Source organism: Stutzerimonas kunmingensis (genome assembly GCF_900114065.1).
Taxonomy (GTDB): Bacteria; Pseudomonadota; Gammaproteobacteria; order Pseudomonadales; family Pseudomonadaceae; genus Stutzerimonas; species Stutzerimonas kunmingensis.
Genome location: NZ_FORS01000005.1, coordinates 1 through 18,592, shown reverse-complemented (window position 1 = coordinate 18,592; position 18,592 = coordinate 1). Strand labels below are relative to the sequence as shown.

Below are 18,592 nucleotides of genomic sequence, written 5' to 3'. Positions count from 1 at the left end.
GGCGGCCGATAACGTGGCTGACGGTGACGGCGCCGAACGGGCATGCAGCTCGCGGCCGGGGTGCCGATAACAAAAAATGTAGCCTCTGATCGACGGCTGATCAGTGCGGGAGCGGCCGAGTTTCCCGCTTCCCTTCCTCAAGCGAGTAACGCCCATGATTTCGCTCTCCCGATTCAAGCCAGGCCACACGCAATCCAGCGGCACGGCGAGCCTGCTCTGCTCGGCTCACCAGCTTGCCCAGCAGCTCGCCACCCTGCGCTTCAACCCGACCTACATTGCCGGTTTCGTCTCGCCGCACGTGGATCTGGATGAGGTCGCCAGGCAGATAGCGCAGCGCTTTCCGCAGGCGACGATCAGCCTGTGTACCACCGCGGGCGAGCTGTCGAGCGAAGGCCAGCGGCTTTATTGTGCGACCGGCGCGCAGTGGGATCGGGTGGTGTTGCAGCTGTTCGACGCCAGCGTCATCGCCGCCGCCGAGATCGTTCGTGTGCCGCTGGAGTGCGAGGACATCCGTGGCCAGGGTCAGCGACTGTCGATGAGCGAGCGCATCGCGCGCCTCACGGCGTCGATCAAGCGGGTGCAGGTGTCGATGAAGATCGATTACCGCGACACCTTGGCCAACATCTTCTTCGATGGTCTCTCCGCTTCGGAATCCTTCTTCATGGAGGCGCTCTACGAATCCGGGCGCTTTCCCTGCCTGTTCGTCGGCGGCTCAGCCGGTGGCAAGCTGGATTTTCAGAAGACCCAGCTGCATGACGGCAAACGCAGCTACCAGAACCACGCGCTGATCGTCTTTCTCAAGTGCGCGCGGGACGTACGCTTCGGTGTGTTCAAGAGCCAGAACTTCGAACCGACGCCACTGAGCCTGAGCGTACTCAGCGCGTCCCTGGAAGACCGCTACATCAGCCAGGTGGTCGACGCTCGCGGCAACATCCGCACCATGGTCCAGGCGCTGTGCGAGGCGCTCAAATGCGCGCCGCAGGAGCTGGAGCAGCGGCTCTCGGACTACTCCTTCGCCATTCGCGTCGGCGAGGAAGTGTTCGTCCGCTCGATCTCGCAGATCGACTTCGCCAACGAACGCGTCCACCTGTTCTGCGACGTCGCGCCCGGCGAGGAGCTGATCATGGTCAAGCGCACGCCGCTGGCCGAAACCACCCGCCGCGACTATCAACGATTCATGCAGAACAAACCCGGCAAACCGTTGGTGGGCATCCTCAACGACTGCATCTTGCGCCGGCTGAACAACGAGCAGGCACTGGGCGGCATGGACCCGGTGTTCGATGACGTACCGGTGGCCGGTTACTCGACCTTCGGCGAGATTCTCGGCCTCAACCTCAATCAGACGCTGACCGCTGTGTTTTTCTTTCGCACCAACGGCAAGGACGAATTTCACGACGAGTACACCGACAACTTCATCGCTTATCACGGTGAGTTCAAAGCGTTCTTCCTGCGCCGACAGATCAAGAAGCTAACCGGCCTCAGCCAGGTGGTGGTCAAGCAGATCGAGCAGTTCAAGCGCCAGGATTACAGCAGCGCCGTGGACGTCAGCGGGCTGGATGAGCACATCCGCCCGGTATTCCGTGGTCTGGCCGACCTTGGCCAGGTGCTGTCTCAGGCCGACCATGAGCGGCAGTCCATGTCCGAGCAGCTGAGCCAGTGCGCCAACGAGCTGCACGGCTCGATGGACGACCTGACGCTGAACATCAACCAGCAGGGCACTGTCATCGAACAGGCCGGCAGCTCGGTCAAGCAGATGGTCCACCAGGCCGACGAGGTGGTCAGCAGCGCCCGCGACCTGGCGCAGTCCAGTCAGCGCATCCAGTCGGTGGTGCAGACCATCCAGCAGATCGCCGGGCAGACCAACCTGCTGGCGCTCAATGCGGCGATCGAGGCGGCGCGCGCCGGCGACATGGGCCGCGGTTTTGCGGTGGTGGCCGACGAGGTACGTAAGCTGGCCGAGATCACCGGCAAGAACGCCGAGGAAATCGGCACCGACATCGACCGCCTGGCCAGCGAGATTCGCGCGGTGGCGCAACACATCGAGACGCAATCGGCCGGTGTCGGCTCGCTGACCGGGCTGCTCGATGCACTGGAGAACTCGAGCAACCTCACCGCTGGCACCTCACGCCAGACCAAGGGCGTCGCCGACCGGCTGATTGGCCTGACCGCGCGCTAACCAGCTAGGCGCGCGCGAACCTCGGCGTAGGGATAAGCCTCCAGCGAGGCGAAACCGGGGATCTGGCGCGCCTTGAGCTTGGTGAACACCGGCACGCTGATGCCGCAGAGAAAGCGCGTCAGGCACTCGGCGCTGGGCGCACCGCCCTTCAGCTGCGCGAAGCGCTGACTGAATTCGGCGCAGCGGGCGGCCAGGTCAATCTGTTCCAGCGGCGCCATTGCCGGCGGTTCCGGCAGTTTCGCGACCTGTCCGTTGCAGACAGAGCAATGCCCGCAGTGCTGCGGCGCCTGCAAGTCACCGAAATACCCGGCCAACCGCTGGCTCAGGCATTCACTGGATTCGAACAGCGCCAGCATGTTGTCGATACGGGTGATCTCGCTCGCTTCGTGCTGCTTGAAGTATTCATGCAGTTCAATGCTCAAACCCTCTGCGTCGAAGGATGGATCGAGCAGCGCATAGACGTCGGTCATCTGCTTGCTCTCCAGCTCGATCCAGCCCTTTTCCTGGAAGTACTCCAGAGCCTTTACCACCCGCCCACGGTCCGCACCGTGCCGCTGGTAGAGTGCATCGAAATCCAGCGTGCACCAGGTCCTTGCCCGCGCCGAGCTGTGCACGATGGCCTCGACGAACTGCCGCCGCTCACCTTCGAATTTCGCCACCAGCACCTCGGGTTCGAGCAGGTACTTGAAGCGGTATTCGGCGAAATAGGCGAAGCGTGGCGCGATGATGCCGCGCAGCTCCAGCTGCACCAGCAGGGTTTTCAGCGGCAGCTGGCGGATGTTGCTCTGGTCCGATAGCTGGTTGAGCATCAGCTCCCACTGTCCGCTGCCCTTTTGATCAGGAGCAGCCGCCTGCAGCAGCTCGTCGAGCACGCAGCGGATGCCCTCGCGCTCCGGTGTGTCGCCATAGACAAAATTCTGCAGCACGCTGAGGCTGTCCCGGTTGGCCAGCACCAGACAATCCGAAGCATTGCCGTCGCGCCCTGCCCGACCGATTTCCTGACTGTAATTTTCCACCGACTTGGGCAGGTCGTAGTGCACCACGTTGCGGATGTCCGCCTTGTCGATGCCCATGCCGAAGGCGATGGTAGCGACGATGCAGTTCAGCTCGCCCGCCATGAAGCGGCGCTGGATCGATTCGCGCAGCTCGTGCGCCATACCCGCGTGATAGGCGCTGGCCGGGAAGCCGCGCTGCGCCAGGTGCTCGGCAATCTGTTCGGCGGTCTTCTGCTGGGTGACGTAGACGATGATGGGCTGGCCGCTCTTGTCGCCCAGCCATTCCACCAACCGGCGCTGCTTGTTGAAGCCGCTGACCGGCTCCACCAGCAGATTGAGGTTGGGCCGGTAGAAGCCGGTAGTCACCACGTCGTCCGGCGCAATCGAGAATTTGGCCTGCATATCGGCGATCACCGGCGGTGTCGCCGTGGCGGTCAGCAGCAGCACCTGCGGGATATTGAATTGACGCTGGTAGTCGGGAAGCTTGAGGTAATCCGGGCGGAAGTTGTGCCCCCATTCGGAGATGCAGTGCGCCTCATCGACGACCAGCAGCGAGATCGGCACCTGGCTGATGAAGTTACGGAAGCGTTCGTTCTTCAGCCGCTCCACCGAGACCATCAGGATCTTCAGTTCACCGGACTTGGCGCGGGCCATGGTTTCGCTGGCCTGCTCGCGGCTCTGCGCCGAATCGATGCTTGCCGCCGCGATGCCGTGCCGGTGCAGGAACGCCAGCTGGTCCTGCATTAGCGCCAGCAAGGGCGAAACCACCAGGGTCAGATGCGGCAACAACAATGCCGGCAGTTGATAGCACAGGGATTTGCCCGAGCCGGTGGGAAAGATCGCCGCCGCCGAGCGGCCGGCCACCACGGCACGGATGGCCCGCTCCTGGCCGGGGCGGAAGCCGTCGTAGCCGAATGTGGCGGCGAGGGTCTGTTCGATCATGCTGAGTCACTCCTTTGACTGGAGGCCGGAGGGTAGCAAAAGGAGGGAGACGGTACTGCAAAGCGGCTGACATGTGCGGCCAGTCGTCGGAGCGCGTGGCCATCAGCCCAGCGATGGCCCTGGGCGGGCCGGATGGGACTTTGAGGTGGGCAAAGTTGGCGGCCAGCTGGCCCAGGCGGAAGGGCGCATTACGCGCCCTTCGCCAGAAGACTCAGAAGCGGTCGCGAATCACCACCTCATCGAACGGCAACTTGCCGATCCGCGGCTTCGGCTCGGCAGCGCGCTTGCCCACCGCAACCATCAGCGCGATGACATGGTTGTCCGGCAGGTTGATCAGCTTGCCGACCGCGTCGAAATCGAAGCCATCCATCGGGCAGGAATCCAGGCCCTTGGCCCGTGCCGCGAGCATCAGCGTCTGCGCCATCAGGCCGCAACTGCGCATGGCTTCGTCACGCTGGACCTGCGGCTTGTCGCGGTAGTAGGCATCGATGGCGCCGGCCATAAAGTTCTGCACCTCGCCTGGCGCACCATCCCAGACCCGGCGGACATTCTTTTCCCAGCTGTCGACCTGCGCGCAGATCACCACCAGCATCGAGGCATCGGTCATCTGCGCCTGGTTCCAGCCCACCTCGCGGATCTGCGCCCGCAGTTCAGGGTCGCTCACCTCGACGAAGCGCACGTGCTGCAGGTTGAAGGCAGAGGGTGCCAGCAGTGCCAGTTGCAGCAGCTCGTCCTTCTCCTCCCGGCTGAGCTGGAAGCTCGGGTCGTAGACTTTGACGGCGCGACGGGTGCGGATGGCTTCTACGGTATTCATGACGCTTCCTCGTGATCAACAGGTGGCGCCATGCTAAGGGCGCCGACCAATCGAATCCATGCGCCTTGACCGATAAGAATCATCGACGCCTTTGATCCGAATCCCCCCCCCGGCACAAACGAAAAAGCCGCCCGGAGGCGGCTTTTCGAATCACGCAGCAGGCAGCTTAGAGCTGCGGGCCGGCGTTGCGGATGGCGCCGGAGACATCGAACTTCTTGAAGTTCTCGACGAACTTGGCTGCCAGTTCCTTTGCGGCCTGGTCGTAGGCGCTCTTGTCGGCCCAGGTGTTGCGCGGGTTCAGCAGCTGGGTATCGACGCCGGCGACGGCCTTCGGCACGTCCAGATTGATGATCGGCAGGTGCTCGGTCTCGGCACCGATCAGCGCGCCGCTCTGAATCGCCGCGATCACCGCACGGGTGGTCGGGATGTTGAAGCGCTTGCCGACGCCGTAGCCACCACCGGTCCAGCCGGTGTTGACCAGGTAGACCTTGGAGCCAAAGCCGTTGATACGCTTGATCAGCAACTCGGCGTACTCGCCAGCCGGACGCGGGAAGAACGGCGCGCCGAAGCAGGTGGAGAAGGTCGACTTGATGCCGCTGCCCGAACCCATTTCGGTGGAACCGACCAGCGCGGTGTAGCCGGACAGGAAGTGGTAGGCAGCCTGCTCGTTGTTCAGGATCGACACGGGCGGCAGTACGCCGGTCAGGTCGCAGGTCAGGAAGATCACCGCGTTCGGCTCACCGCCGAGGTTCTTCTCGGAGCGCTTCTCGACATGCTGCAGCGGGTACGCGGCGCGGCTGTTCTGGGTCAGGCTGGCGTCGGCGTAGTCGGGCAGACGGGTGCGTTCGTCGAGGACCACGTTCTCCAGCACGGCGCCGAACTTGATAGCCTTCCAGATCACCGGCTCGTTCTTCTCGGACAGGTCGATGCACTTGGCGTAGCAGCCACCCTCGATGTTGAACACGCGGCCAACGCCCCAGCCGTGCTCGTCATCGCCGATCAGGTAGCGGCTCTCGTCGGCCGACAGGGTGGTCTTGCCGGTGCCGGACAGACCGAAGAACAGAGTGGTGTCGCCATCTTCGCCGATGTTGGCGGCACAGTGCATCGGCAGCACGTCGACGTCCGGCAGCAGGAAGTTCTGCACGGAGAACATGGCTTTCTTCATTTCACCGGCGTACTGCATGCCGGCGATCAGCACCTTCTTCTCGGCGAAGTTGATGATCACGCAGCCATCGGAATTGGTGCCGTCACGCTCGGGTACGCACTGGAAGAACGGTGCGTTGAGGATGCGCCACTCGCTCAGGCTAGCCTGGTTGAACTGTTCCGGGGTGATGAACAGGCAACGGCCGAACAGGTTGTGCCAGGCGGTTTCGGTGGTCATCTTGACCGGCAGGTAGTGCTCGGGATCGGCACCGACATGGACGTAGGAGACGAAGCTGTCGCGCTCGGCGATGTAGGTTTCGACGCGGTTCCACAGTGCTTCGAAGTTGCCGGCCGGGAACGGACGGTTGATCGGGCCCCAGGCGATCTTGTGCTGGGTGCTGGGCTCTTCGACGATAAAGCGGTCAGCCGGAGAACGACCCGTGCGGTGCCCGGTCTTCACCACCAGAGAGCCATTGGCGGACAGTTCGCCCTCTCCGCGCTTGACGGCTTCTTCAATCAGTTGAGCGGTGCTGATGTCGGTGTACACGGCGTTGGTGGCTTGCGTCATGAGTGTTCCCGTCGGCCTTGGGCCGATTCCTCCATGCTGTTGTAGCCCGCCGAGCGACGAACTACATCGAAAAAAGTGCGCGCGATTATGCCAGATAATGCACCGCGCTGGGTATGAGGCCGTGATGGCCAAATAGTTCACTGGCTGGCTGCAGGTCCATCCCTGCCTCATTCCTTAGCGTACTGGCGCTCCGCGGATGGCCGCCGAGCGCCAGGCGCCGCTCAATGACGGGTGCACGAGGGTGCGTCGCTGCCGCCACCGGCGAAAAGCTGGGCCACGTCCGCGGCATCATAGGTGTACTTCTCGTTGCAGAACTGGCAATCGATGCTCACCGCACCGCCCTGCTCGACCACGAGTTGCTGGGCGTCTTCCTCGCCCAGGCTGATCAGCGCACGGGCCGAGCGCTCCCGCGAGCAGCTGCAGCGAAAGCGGATCGGCAGCGCGTCGAACAGGCGCAGCTGCTCCTGATGGTAGAGCCGGTGCAACAGCGTCTCGGCATCCAACCCGAGCAGTTCCTCGGCCGTCAGGGTGTCGGCCAGGGTGCGCAGGTGCTCCCAGCTGGCGTCACGCTCGTCGGCATCCTTGATTCGATCGGCCGGCAGCTGCTGTAACAGCAGGCCACAGGCCCGGCGGCTGTCGGCATTGAGCCAGAAGCGCGTCGGCAGCTGCTCGGACGCAGCGAAGTAGTTGGTCAGGCATTCCGCCAGGTTGACCCCGTCCAGGCCGACGATGCCCTGGTAGCGCTGGCCGTTGGCCGGGTCGACGGTGATCGCCAGCATGCCCTCGGGCATCAACTCGGCCAGCGTTGCGCCCGTCTCGATCTGCTCGGCGTGATAGCGCGCGATGCCGCGCACCTCCCGGGCACTGGAGCACTCGACCATCAGCAGCGGGACGGCTCCGCTGGAACGCGCCTGGAGAATCAGCAGCCCGTCGAACTTGAGCGTGCCGACCAGCAGCGCGGCAGCGGCGAGCAGCTCGCCAAGCAGCTGGGCGACGGGCTCGGGGTAGGTGTGCTTGGCCAGCACGTGCTGGAAGCTTTCGTCCAGCGTGGCGATTTCGCCGCGAACGTCGGAATCGTCAAAGATAAAGCGCTGAGTTTGGTCGGACATGCCGGGGCTCGCTGGAACGGCGGAGGAAGCCGGCGATTTTAGGCGCAAAGCCCGCCCGGACCAAGGGCGGCTGCCGGACGGCCTCGTGAGTGATGCAGCTCGCCAGCGTTGCGAAGATCAGTCCGGTTTGTAGTCGCGCAGGTACTGGATCTGCCGGCGCTGCTTCTTGCTCGGCCGCCCATCGGTCTGCAGCCCCAGTGCGCCGGCCTTGCGCTGCGCCGCCGCTTCCTCGCGCGCGGCCAGGCTTTGCGGCGTTTCCTCATAGAGTGTTTGCGCCTCGGGCGCTCCGCGGCGCACCGCCGACAAAGCGCGGACGACCACCGTGCGCTCGTCGAAACCGATGCGGATCAGCAGCTCGTCGCCCACCTTCGGTTCCTTGCTCGGCTTGCAACGCTCGCCACGACAGTGCACCTTGCCACCCTCGATGGCCGCCTTGGCCAGCGCACGGGTCTTGAAGAAGCGCGCAGCCCACAGCCACTTGTCCAGGCGCACCTTGTCGTCGTCTTTTTCGGCCATCGTCCAGCTCTATCCTCTACACGTCGTTCTAGGGTGTTACAGACGGATGCAGTTGTCATGCACCCCGACTAGAATGCCGGCAAATTCTTCGGACGCTCCCATTGAAGAGACTCGACCCCCATACCGTGATCGGTCTGCGTGAATGGATCGCCCTGCCGGATCTCGGCGTGGTGGGCCTGCGCGCGAAAGTCGATACCGGGGCCAGCACATCGGCGCTGCATGCTACCGAGATCAGCGAGTTCGAACGCGACGGTCAGCGCTGGGTCCGATTCACCGCCCACCTGGGCACGCTGGTACAGCGCCGCCACCGCTGCGAGGCACCGCTGGTCACGCGCAAGCTGATCAAGAGTTCCAACGGGCAGGTGCAGACGCGCTACGTGGTGCGAACATTGCTTGCACTCGGCAGTCATGTCTGGCCGGTGGAGTTCACCCTGACCTGCCGCAAGACCATGCGTTATCGCCTGCTGCTCGGTTCAAAGGCACTGGTCGAAGGGCAATGGCTGATCGATCCGTCGCGAACCTATATCCAAGACAAACCCCAGATTCTCACTTCCTCCGGTGCTCCATGAAAATCGCCGTGCTGTCGCGCAATCCGCGCCTGTATTCCACCCGACGCCTGGTCGAAGCCGGCCAGCAGCGGGGCCATGAGGTGGTGGTGATCGATACGCTACGCGCGTACATGAACATTGCCAGCCACAAGCCGCAGATCCATTACCGCGGCAAGCCGCTGGACGGCTTCGACGCGGTGATCCCGCGCATCGGCGCCTCGGTGACCTTCTATGGCTGTGCGGTGCTGCGCCAGTTCGAGATGCAGGGCGTGTTCCCGCTCAACGAATCGGTCGCCATCGCCCGCTCGCGGGACAAGCTGCGTGCGCTGCAACTGCTGTCGCGCCGCGGCGTCGGCCTGCCCGTGACCGGCTTCGCCCACTCGCCGGACGACATTCCCGATCTAATCCAGATGGTCAACGGCGCCCCCCTGGTGATCAAGGTACTGGAGGGCACCCAGGGCATCGGCGTGGTGCTCTGCGAAACCGAGAAGGCGGCCGAATCGGTGATCGAGGCCTTCATGGGTCTCAAGCAGGACATCATGGTGCAGGAGTACATCAAGGAAGCCGGCGGCGCCGACATCCGCTGCTTCGTGGTCGGCGACAAGGTCATCGCGGCGATGAAGCGCCAGGCCAAGCCCGGCGAGTTCCGCTCCAACCTGCACCGTGGCGGCTCCGCCAGCCTGATCAAGATCACCCCGGAAGAACGCATGACCGCCATCCGTGCGGCGAAGGTGATGGGCTTGAACGTCGCCGGCGTTGACATCCTGCGCTCAAACCATGGCCCGCTGGTGATGGAGGTCAACTCCTCGCCGGGCCTGGCCGGCATCGAAGAGACCACCGGCAAGGACGTCGCCGGGCTGATCATCCAGTACCTGGAGAAGAACGGCGGGCCGCACCTGACCCGTACCAAAGGCAAGGGCTGATTCCGCCTCGTGGCGAACCGGCTACTCGGCCGGTTTGCCCTGCACCGCATCGCGCGGCAGCAGCAATCCTAGCGGCAGGCTGACGCGCGCCTCCAAACCACCGCCCTCACGGTTGCGCAACTCGACGATGCCGCCGTGCTGTGAAGCGATGCGTTTGACGATCGCCAGACCCAGCCCGGCGCCCTGCCCGCCACGAGCGCGATCACCGCGGATGAACGGATTGAAGATGCATTCCAGCTCGGCGGGATCGATCCCCGGGCCGCGGTCGAGCACGCTCAGCACCACGTAGGGCGCGTGCTGGTCGCCCGACACATAAGCCGCCACCTCCACCCCGCCGCCGCCGTAGCGCAAGGCGTTCTCGATGAGGTTGACCAGCAGCCGCTTGACCGATACCCGACGCAGGGCGAACGGCGGCATCGGCTCGACGCACAGCCGCACGATCTCCTGCTGCTGGTTGTAGGGTGCCACCACTTCGCGGATCAGTTCCCCGAGATCGGTGGTTTCCACCGGTTCATCGCTGCCGTCGCGGACGAAGGCGAGGAATTGATCGAGGATCGCATTCATGTCCTCGACATCACGAATCATGTCGTCGGTCAGCTCGTCATCGCTGCTCATCAGCTCCAGCGACAGGCGCAGGCGCGTCAATGGCGTGCGCAGATCGTGGGAAACCCCGGCCAGCATCAGTTCGCGCTCCCGGCCAGCCTGCTCGACGTCCTCGGCCATCTGGTTGAAGGCGCGATACACCTCGGTCATCTCGCTCGGCGTATCGCTGATCGGCAGGCGCACGCGCCGGCCCTTGCCGATCTGCCGTGCGGCGAAGACCAGCCGCTTGAGCGGCAGATTGAGCTGGCTGACGAAGATCCACGCCGCACCGGTGGACAGCAGGCCGATACCGAGGAACCAGCCGAGCACGCTCCAGATGCGCTGGCCACGCAGCGGATAGGCGTACAGCGGCACCTGCACCCAGTCCGGCCCCAACGCGGGCGCGCGCACCCAGATCGCCGTGGACGGCTGGATACGCACGCGCACCTCGGTATCGTCGCCCAGCTCGTCGCGCATCTGCCGCTGGAAGATCTCGGTGTAGGGCCAGTGGTATTCGCTGCGCGGCACTTTCTGCTCGGCCACCAGCTGCAGGCCGGCGGCGCGACCGATACGATCGCGGTCTTCGAGATCGGCGGCCCAGTATGCACGCAGCGTCAGTGCCGCGCCGTGGCTGTACTGGCGGTCAACCAGCACGTCCTCGTTGGTCATCAGATAGACCAGCGTCAGGACCTTGGAGAACAGCACCACGATCAGCACCATCCACAGGGTGCGGGCGAAGAAGCTTTGCGGGAACCAGAGCGGAGTTTTCATGAAGTCCCGGCGGCAGGCCCAGGACGGCAGGCCGCGAGCGTAACGCGCTCGAAGCCTGCAGCAGGCCGCAGCCAACTCACTTGTTGCCGTCCGGCACGAATACGTAACCCACACCCCAGACGGTCTGGATATAGCGCGGCTTGGACGGGTCCGGCTCGATCAGCCGGCGCAGGCGGGATATCTGCACGTCGATGGAGCGCTCCAGTGCATCCCACTCGCGCCCGCGGGCAAGGTTCATCAGCTTGTCGCGGGTCAGCGGCTCGCGTGCGTGCTGGACCAGCGCCTTGAGCACGGCGAACTCACCGGTGGTGAGCATGTGCACTTCGTTGCCCTTCTTCAGCTCACGCGTGGCCAACGACAGCTCGTACTCGCCGAAGGTGACGGTCTCGTCCTCGCTGGCCGGCGCGCCCGGAACCTGCGGCGCCTGCCGACGCAGCACCGCACGAATGCGCGCGAGCAGCTCACGGGGGTTGAAGGGCTTGGCCAGGTAGTCGTCGGCACCCTGCTCCAGGCCCTGGATGCGACTGGCCTCGTCGCCCTTGGCGGTGAGCATGATGATCGGGATCTGATTGTTGCCCTCGCGCAGCCGACGGCACGCAGACAGACCATCCTCTCCCGGCATCATCAGGTCGAGCACCACCAGCTGGAACAGCTCGCGGCTGAGCAAACGATCCATCTGCTCGGTGTTTTCCACGGTACGGACGCGGTAGCCCTGCTCGTCGAGAAAACGCTCGAGCAGACGTCGCAGACGGGCATCGTCATCGACGATGAGGATTTTTTCGCCTTCGCTGGCTGGCGCAGTGCTGCTCATGGAAACTCCCAGATGGTCGACGGCGCATTATTGCGCAGTGTGGATCGGCCCTACTGACAGCCATTGTTAGCAGATTTTTCCTGCGCCACCACCTAGCGCTCGCGAAGTGCCTCGGCCTTGGCGCGGATGATCGGCTTGAGCAGATAGCTCAGCACGCTCTTGTGACCGGTGATGATGTCTACCGAAGCCATCATGCCGGGGATGATCAGCAAGGGTTTCTCATCGCTGCCCAGGTGACTCTTGTCGGTGCGCAGATGGATAAGAAAGAAGCTGTTGCCATCCTCGTCCGTGATGCTATCGGCACTGATGTGTTCCAGCTCCGCCTTCAAGCCGCCATAAACAGTGAAGTCGTAGGCGCTGAACTTGACCATAGCCTCCTGCCCCGGATGCAGGAAGGCGATGTCCTGCGGGCGAACCTTGGCCTCGACCAGCAACGTGTCGTCGAGCGGGACGATTTCGACGATATCGCTGCCTGGCTGGATGACGCCGCCAATGGTGCTGACGAGCATCTGCTGGACAACGCCCCGAACCGGGGAGGTAACGAGCGTACGGCGCACCCGGTCTTCCAGCGCCTTGCCGGTGGACTTCAGCTTCGACAGCTCGGTACGTGCCTCGTTGAGCTGAGTCAGGGCCTCGCTGCGGAAACGCCCGCGCGTCTCACCGATCTTGCTTTCGATCTCCTTGATCGCCGCATTGGCTCGAGGCAACGCCAGGGTGGTGGCATCGAGTTGCCCGCGACTTTCCACCTCAGCCCGCTTGAGCCGCAGCACTTCCACCGGTGAGATGGCGCCGCTTGAGACGAGCGGCTCGGACATCGCGATCTCCTTGCGCAGCAGGGCCAGGCTGCTGCGGAACTGCTCCTGCTTGGAACTCATCTCGCGCACTTCCTGACGACGCTGGGCGAGCTGCTCTTCCAACCCGCCGATTTCATCGCGCAGCTGGTCGCGGCGACTCTCGAACAAGGCGCGCTCGCTGTCGGCGAGGTTGGGGACATCACGCAGCACATGTTCGGGCATCGCCAGGTCGCGCCCCTCAACCTCGGCCGACAGGCGCTCCACTCGCGCTGCCAGCGCCAGGCGGTCAGCTTCGGTTTCACCTACGTTGGAGGCGAAACGCGTGTCGTCCAGACGCAGCAGCGGATCGCCGGCCTCGACGATCTGTCCCTCGCGAACGAACAGCTCGGCGACGATGCCGCCCTCCAGGTTCTGGATCTTCTGCAGGCGTGACGAGGGAATGGCCTTGCCTTCACCCCGGGTGACCTCATCGACGATGGCGAAATGCGCCCAGAGCACCAGGAACAGCACGAACGCGACCAGTCCCCATATCGTCAGGCGCACCAGCCGCGGTGCATCCTCGATGAGCGCCTTGCGCACCTCCGGCAGCGGTTCGCCACGGGAGCCGAACACCGAGCCGACGCCACCGCGCGCCTGGTTCGGGGGGATCGAATGCTTAGCTGACACGGATCTGACCCTTCTTCAACGCCTCGAGAATCGACGCCTTCGGCCCATCGGCGACGATCTGGCCACGGTCGACGATCACCAGCCGATCGACGAGGCTCAACATCGAAGTGCGGTGAGTTACCAGCAGCAAGGTCTTGTCGGCAACGATCTCTGCCAGCTGCTGTTTCAAGCGTTCCTCGCTGGTGTTGTCCAACGAACTGGTCGGCTCGTCGAGCAACAGGATCGGCGGATCGAGCAACAATGCGCGCGCCAGCGCCACGCATTGGCGCTGGCCGCCGGAAAGGTTCTGGCCGCGCTCGCCCACCTGCAGTTCGTAGCCCTTGGAATGCAGACGGGCAAATTCATGCACGCCTGCCAATTTGGCCACTTTCACCACCCGATCGTCTTCGACATAGCGCGCGCCCATCAGCAGATTGTCGCGCAGCGTGCCGGAAAACAGCTGGATATCCTGCGCCACATAGCCGATGTTGTTGCGCACGTCGCTCACATCCAGCTGCCGCAGGTCGATGCCGTCGACCAGCAGGCTGCCGGCATCGGGCTGATGCAGGCCGACGATCAGCTTGGCCAGCGAGCTCTTGCCGGAGCCACTGCGCCCAATGATGCCCACCTTCTCGCCTGGACGAATGACCAGACTGATCTGCCGCAAGGCGGCGTCCTTTTGTTCCGGGTAGTTGAAATCCACGCCGCGGAATTCGATCGCACCCTGCAGGTTTTCCCGCTTCAACGGCCGCTCGCCACTCTGCCGCTCCTGCGGCAACGCCATCATGTCGTTCACCGAGCGCACCGTGACCTTGGCCTGCTGATAGCGGGTGAGCAGACCCGCCACCTGACCGAGCGGTGCCAGGGCGCGACCGCTGAGCATGTAGCAGGCAATCAGCCCCCCCATGCTCAGCTGGCCGTCGATGATCTGATACACGCCGAGCACGATCATCACCACACCAGCGAACTGCTGCAGCGCCATCGTGGAGTTGAGCGCCAGGCTCGACAGCATGCGTGCACGCAATTCAAGCCGGCTCAGGCTGCCGATGGTCTGCTCCCAAAGATGCTGACGCTCGCTTTCCGCGTTGTTGACCTTCACCGCATCGAGGCCTGCCAACGTTTCGATCAGGCTCGACTGACGCTCTGCCGATAGCGCCATGGTGCGTTCCAGGGTGTCGGCCAGGGGCCGCTGCAGCGCGAAGCTGAGTGCTGCAACCAGCGGGAAAGCCAATAGCGGCACCCACGCCAGATGCCCGCCGATCAGCGCAATCACGGCAATGATCAGCAAGGTGAATGGGATATCGATCAGACTCGCCAGCGTCAGCGAAGCGAGAAACTCGCGCAGTGACTGGAATTCGTGAATGTGCTGGGCGAAGGTCCCGACGCGCGCCGGGCGGTGGCGCATCAGCATGCCTGCCACCCGCTCGAATAGCGTGGCGGAAATGATCAGATCGGTTTTCTTGCCAGCCAGATCCAGACACAGCCCGCGCAACGTCTTGAGCAGCAGATCGAACACGAACGCACCGCTGATGCCGATGGCCAGCACCCAGAGCGTTGCCTCGGCTTGGTTCGGTACCACACGGTCGTAGACGTTCATGACGAACAGCGGCGTAACCAGGCCAATGAGACTGATCACGAAACTGGCGGCAACGGCGTCGATATACAGCCAGCGCGAACGCTTCAGCGTGTCGCGAAACCAGTGAGTCGTCCGCGGGATAAGTTCACCGCGATCCAGATCGAAGCGGTGTTGCGGCTGAGCGAAGAAGGCCTGCCCCGTGTAGTCTTCCTCGAGAATTTCACGCGCGACATCCAGCTCACCACCCTCGGACTCGCTGGGCATCACCCGCGCCCGCCCGTCCGGCTGCCAGCCCAATAGCAATGCGCAACGCCCGTCACGCAACAGCAACAGTGCAGGCAACGCGAGGGCGGATATCTGAGTCAGCTCACGACGCAGCCAACGACCGCGCAGACCTGCCCGGGCTGCCGCACGCGGCAGCAGCTCAGGAGTCAGTCGATGATCGGCGAGTGGCAAACCGGCACTTAGCGTCGCCCGGCTGGCTGGCTTCTGGTGGAAGGCGCAGAGCGAGAGCAGGCCATCCAGCAGCGGATCGTCATGGCTCGAGCGCGGGTCGAAGCGCAAGGCCGGTTCGGGCGTTACAGCATCCTGAGAGTGCATCATGGGACCCGAAGGGCCGCCCTCTTAATTCATCGCGGGCAACTGGACCTGAGCGCGCACGTCATCCATCGGCACGGCGGCCAGAGGTGCCACGACCCCCTGGTTGCGCAACAGAGAGCCGCTGACCGCCTGGATGCGGTAATGGCTCAAAGCCTCACTAAAGCGCACGTCTTCGAGACGGCGCGCAGCGGTGAACAGTTCGTTCTCGCTGTCGAGCAAATCCAGCAACGTACGCTCACCCAGGGTGAACTGCTGCTGGTAAGAATCGCGCACACGGCTGCTGCGATCGACGTATTCCTGAGCAATCGGAAGCTGCTGGCGTGCGTTATTCAGCGCGTTCCAGGCCAGCCCCATCTCCTCGCTGAGCAGACGCAGCGCGTTGTTGCGAATATCCATGGCCTGCCCGACCTGGTTGGCGCGAGCGCGTAGATCAGCACTGTTGCTGCCGCCCGCGAACAGGTTGTAGCGCATGCGTACCATGGCCTGCCATTCGTTCTCGTGCCCGTTCACGCCGTCGATGTCGTTATTGGCGCCACTCGCGAGCTCCAGCGCGAAGCGCGGGTAGAACTCGGACTTGGCTGCCTGCACCTGCGCCTCGGCGGCGTTCACGTCCGCCTGTGCCGAACGCAGCTGCGGGTTTTCCATCAGCATCTTCTCACGGGCCTGCTCAAAGCTCTGCGCCAGATCCACCGCAGCCAGCGTCGGCCGGCTCAAGTCGGTCGGCATCTGCCCTACCAGCGCGAGGTAGTTGACCTGGCTATCGGCAAGGTTGGTCTGTTCTGTAATCAGATTGTTGCGCGCCTGGGCCAGGCGCGCCTCGGCCTGGTCGAGGTCGGCCATCCGCCCAACGCCCTGGCGGCTGCGAAGACTGATCTGATCGAAGATTCGCTCGTGGCTGCGCAGATTTTCCTCGGCCAGACGCACTAGCGCCTCACGGCGCAGAACATCCAGGTACACCTGCGCCACTTCCAATGCGGTGCGCTCCGCACTGCCCAGCAACTCATAGGCCCGTGCATTGACCGTAGCACGCTGGCGCTTCACTTCGCTGGAGGTGGCGAAACCGTCGAACAACATCTGCTGGGCCGTCAGGCTCGCCTCACCGCGGCTCAGCGTACGGTAACCGTGCTCATCACCCTGACGGGTACTGACACTGTCAGTGCCCTCTCGCCCATAACCCGCCACCAGATCCACTCGAGGCAAATAGCCGCCCTTGGCGGAACGCAGCTGCTCCTCGGCCGCCATACGAGCGTGAACGCCGGCGCTGATTTCCGGGTGGGTATCGAGCGCGCTGCGCATTGCCTCCTGCAAAGACTGGGCATGAGCGGCGGCCGAGACGGCGAAAAACAGGGGAAGCACCAAGGCGAAAGGCTTCATGACGACGGGTTCCGAAAGTTGGGCGAGTGGCAAGGCCGACACGACAACAGAGCGCAAACGGAACCCATACAGGCGCGTATTACCACTACTGCTTGAGCGTTTTCGGCTTAATGAAAAAACGCGCCTGATATCACAGTGACATCAGTGCGGGCATTGTTTAACATCACACTATCGAGGGTCAATAGATTGACCTTCCACTCGTCGACTTTTTATTAGCGTCAAAAACATAACGGATATCATCCACCGCTCGGCGGCACTCTATCAGGCCCCAAGTTGGTCTACATCTACCATTCGGAGCAAAGAGCATGAGCTCTAACTACGTCGTCGTGAAAAGCGTTATCGGCCAGGCGTTTGCGACATCGGCGGACGGCGTTCGCCGCGCTTTGGTTGAAGGTGACCGGCTGTTCAGCGGTGAGCAGGTGTTGACCGAGGCAGGCAGTGCCGTAACGCTGGAGCTGCCGAATGGCGAGACGGTTAGCCTGGGCGAATCGGCGTTCTGGCAAGCCGGCGAGCTGGCTGACAGAAGCGATTCCGAGTCGATCTCGGAGCTTGAGCAAGCAATCGCCGACGGCTTCGACCCCACCACTGATCTGGAAGCGACCGCTGCCGGCCCTGGCGCGGGCGGCGGGGCGGGCGGCTCCGGTGGCGGCCATACAGCTATCGTGCTGGATGAAACAGGTGAACAGGTGCAAGCCACCACCGGCTTCAGCACCGATGGCCTGGCCTCTGCAGGACTCGCTACCGAGGAAGACAGCGCCGCGCCGACCAGTTCTTTCGTCGACACCACCGCACCGGCCGCTCCAAACGTTTCTCTGCAGCTCGACAGCGCTGACCCGAACGACCGCATCACTAACAACGGCGCCCTGACCATTGGCGGCACCGAGGCCGGTGCGACCGTCGAATACAGCACCGACGGCGGCCAGACATGGACTTCGTCCTTCACCCCGGTCGAGGGCAACAACACCGTATCCGTCCGCCAGACCGATGTGGCCGGCAATACTTCCGGCGCTACGACTATCAGTTTCGTGCTCGATACGCAGCCTCCAGCCCTGACGATATCAATCGACCCGATCACTGAAGATAACGTCCTCAACGCCAATGAATACGGCGGCGATATCGTTGCCGTAACGGGCAAAGTCACCGGCGAAGTTGCAGTGGGCGATACCGTGACGCTGACCTTGGGCGGCAGCAGCTATCTGGGCGTGGTCATTGAACTTCCAAGCGGAGAGCTTGGTTTCAGCATCAACGTCGGCACCGGGGACCTGGCCGATAACAACCAGATCAGCGCGTCCGTGACCCACACTGATGTGGCTGGGAATGTTGGCACGGCTGATACGACACGAACTTACGACATCGACACCAAGGCGCCGACCGTCGACGTCACCATCAACAACGATGGCACCGTCTCCTTTGCCTTCAGCGAAGCCGTCAAGGGCTTCACCGCCAGTGACGTCACCGTCACCAATGGCAGCATCAGCAACCTGACCAGCACCGATGGCGGCGTTACCTGGACGGCCGACCTGACCGTCAATGGCGACGTCGAGGGCGAGGTCGCCGTCAGCGTGGCCGACAAGTCCTACACCGACCTCGCCGACAACGCAGGCTCGGCCGGTCGCGATGCGGTCACCGTCGACACCAAGGCGCCGACCGTCGACGTCACCATCAACAACGATGGCACCGTCTCCTTTGCCTTCAGCGAAGCCGT

General features: G+C 63.5%; 14 protein-coding genes. 4 read left to right on the top strand and 10 right to left on the bottom strand.

All coding sequences use genetic code 11. The features are described 5' to 3' along the window. Nucleotides 1–154: 154 nt before the first annotated feature. The gene (locus BM275_RS13435; protein ID WP_090521723.1) at nucleotides 155–2,176 is read left to right on the top strand and encodes an FIST N-terminal domain-containing protein; all 2,022 of its coding nucleotides are present in this window, start codon (nucleotides 155–157) and stop codon (nucleotides 2,174–2,176) included. Here BM275_RS13435 and BM275_RS13430 read toward each other — a convergent pair. From BM275_RS13430 to BM275_RS13410, 5 genes are all read right to left on the bottom strand, one after another. After that, a complete protein-coding gene (locus BM275_RS13430) occupies nucleotides 2,173–4,113 on the bottom strand; it encodes a RecQ family ATP-dependent DNA helicase (protein ID WP_090521722.1) in 1,941 nt (646 codons plus the stop codon). The two genes, BM275_RS13435 and BM275_RS13430, sit on opposite strands and share 4 nt — an antisense overlap. Nucleotides 4,114–4,324: 211 nt before the next feature. After that, a complete protein-coding gene (locus BM275_RS13425) occupies nucleotides 4,325–4,927 on the bottom strand; it encodes a nitroreductase family protein (protein ID WP_042922639.1) in 603 nt (200 codons plus the stop codon). Between the two features lie 166 nt (nucleotides 4,928–5,093). Continuing rightward, nucleotides 5,094–6,638, bottom strand: coding sequence for a phosphoenolpyruvate carboxykinase (locus BM275_RS13420; protein ID WP_090521719.1), 1,545 nt, complete (start codon nucleotides 6,636–6,638; stop codon nucleotides 5,094–5,096). Between the two features lie 221 nt (nucleotides 6,639–6,859). Further along, nucleotides 6,860–7,747, bottom strand: a complete 888-nt coding sequence (hslO, locus tag BM275_RS13415) for an Hsp33 family molecular chaperone HslO (protein WP_090521717.1) — start codon at nucleotides 7,745–7,747, stop codon at nucleotides 6,860–6,862. A gap of 117 nt (nucleotides 7,748–7,864) precedes the next feature. After that, nucleotides 7,865–8,263 (bottom strand): RNA-binding S4 domain-containing protein, encoded by a 399-nt coding sequence (locus BM275_RS13410; RefSeq protein ID WP_014821963.1) that lies wholly within the window; start codon nucleotides 8,261–8,263, stop codon nucleotides 7,865–7,867. Between the two features lie 101 nt (nucleotides 8,264–8,364). Between BM275_RS13410 and rimB the strand changes: the two genes are divergently transcribed. Both rimB and rimK read left to right on the top strand, forming a co-directional pair. Then, entirely contained in the window at nucleotides 8,365–8,832 is a 468-nt protein-coding gene (rimB, locus tag BM275_RS13405) for a retropepsin-like aspartic endopeptidase RimB (RefSeq protein WP_031298444.1), read from the top strand. Then, a complete protein-coding gene (rimK, locus tag BM275_RS13400) occupies nucleotides 8,829–9,734 on the top strand; it encodes a 30S ribosomal protein S6--L-glutamate ligase (protein WP_023447046.1) in 906 nt (301 codons plus the stop codon). The genes rimB and rimK overlap by 4 nt, the downstream gene beginning before the upstream one ends. A gap of 21 nt (nucleotides 9,735–9,755) precedes the next feature. Here the strand turns inward: rimK and BM275_RS13395 are convergent, their stop codons facing one another. From BM275_RS13395 to BM275_RS13375, 5 genes are all read right to left on the bottom strand, one after another. Then, nucleotides 9,756–11,087: an ATP-binding protein gene (locus BM275_RS13395; RefSeq protein ID WP_090521715.1), complete on the bottom strand. Its 1,332-nt coding sequence runs from the start codon at nucleotides 11,085–11,087 to the stop codon at nucleotides 9,756–9,758. Nucleotides 11,088–11,163: 76 nt separating this feature from the next. Beyond that, the gene (ompR, locus tag BM275_RS13390; RefSeq protein WP_014821967.1) at nucleotides 11,164–11,898 is read right to left on the bottom strand and encodes an osmolarity response regulator transcription factor OmpR; all 735 of its coding nucleotides are present in this window, start codon (nucleotides 11,896–11,898) and stop codon (nucleotides 11,164–11,166) included. Nucleotides 11,899–11,990: 92 nt separating this feature from the next. Then, nucleotides 11,991–13,340, bottom strand: coding sequence for an HlyD family type I secretion periplasmic adaptor subunit (locus tag BM275_RS13385; protein ID WP_167362170.1), 1,350 nt, complete (start codon nucleotides 13,338–13,340; stop codon nucleotides 11,991–11,993). A gap of 7 nt (nucleotides 13,341–13,347) precedes the next feature. Next, the gene (locus BM275_RS13380; protein ID WP_090521714.1) at nucleotides 13,348–15,516 is read right to left on the bottom strand and encodes a type I secretion system permease/ATPase; all 2,169 of its coding nucleotides are present in this window, start codon (nucleotides 15,514–15,516) and stop codon (nucleotides 13,348–13,350) included. 21 nt (nucleotides 15,517–15,537) lie between these two features. Continuing rightward, nucleotides 15,538–16,887, bottom strand: coding sequence for a TolC family outer membrane protein (locus BM275_RS13375; RefSeq protein ID WP_090521712.1), 1,350 nt, complete (start codon nucleotides 16,885–16,887; stop codon nucleotides 15,538–15,540). Between the two features lie 305 nt (nucleotides 16,888–17,192). On the opposite strand from BM275_RS13375, the gene BM275_RS13370 reads away from it, so the two are divergent. Further along, nucleotides 17,193–18,592: retention module-containing protein (locus tag BM275_RS13370; RefSeq protein ID WP_139229574.1), on the top strand; the 1,400-nt coding region annotated here is incomplete at its 3' end.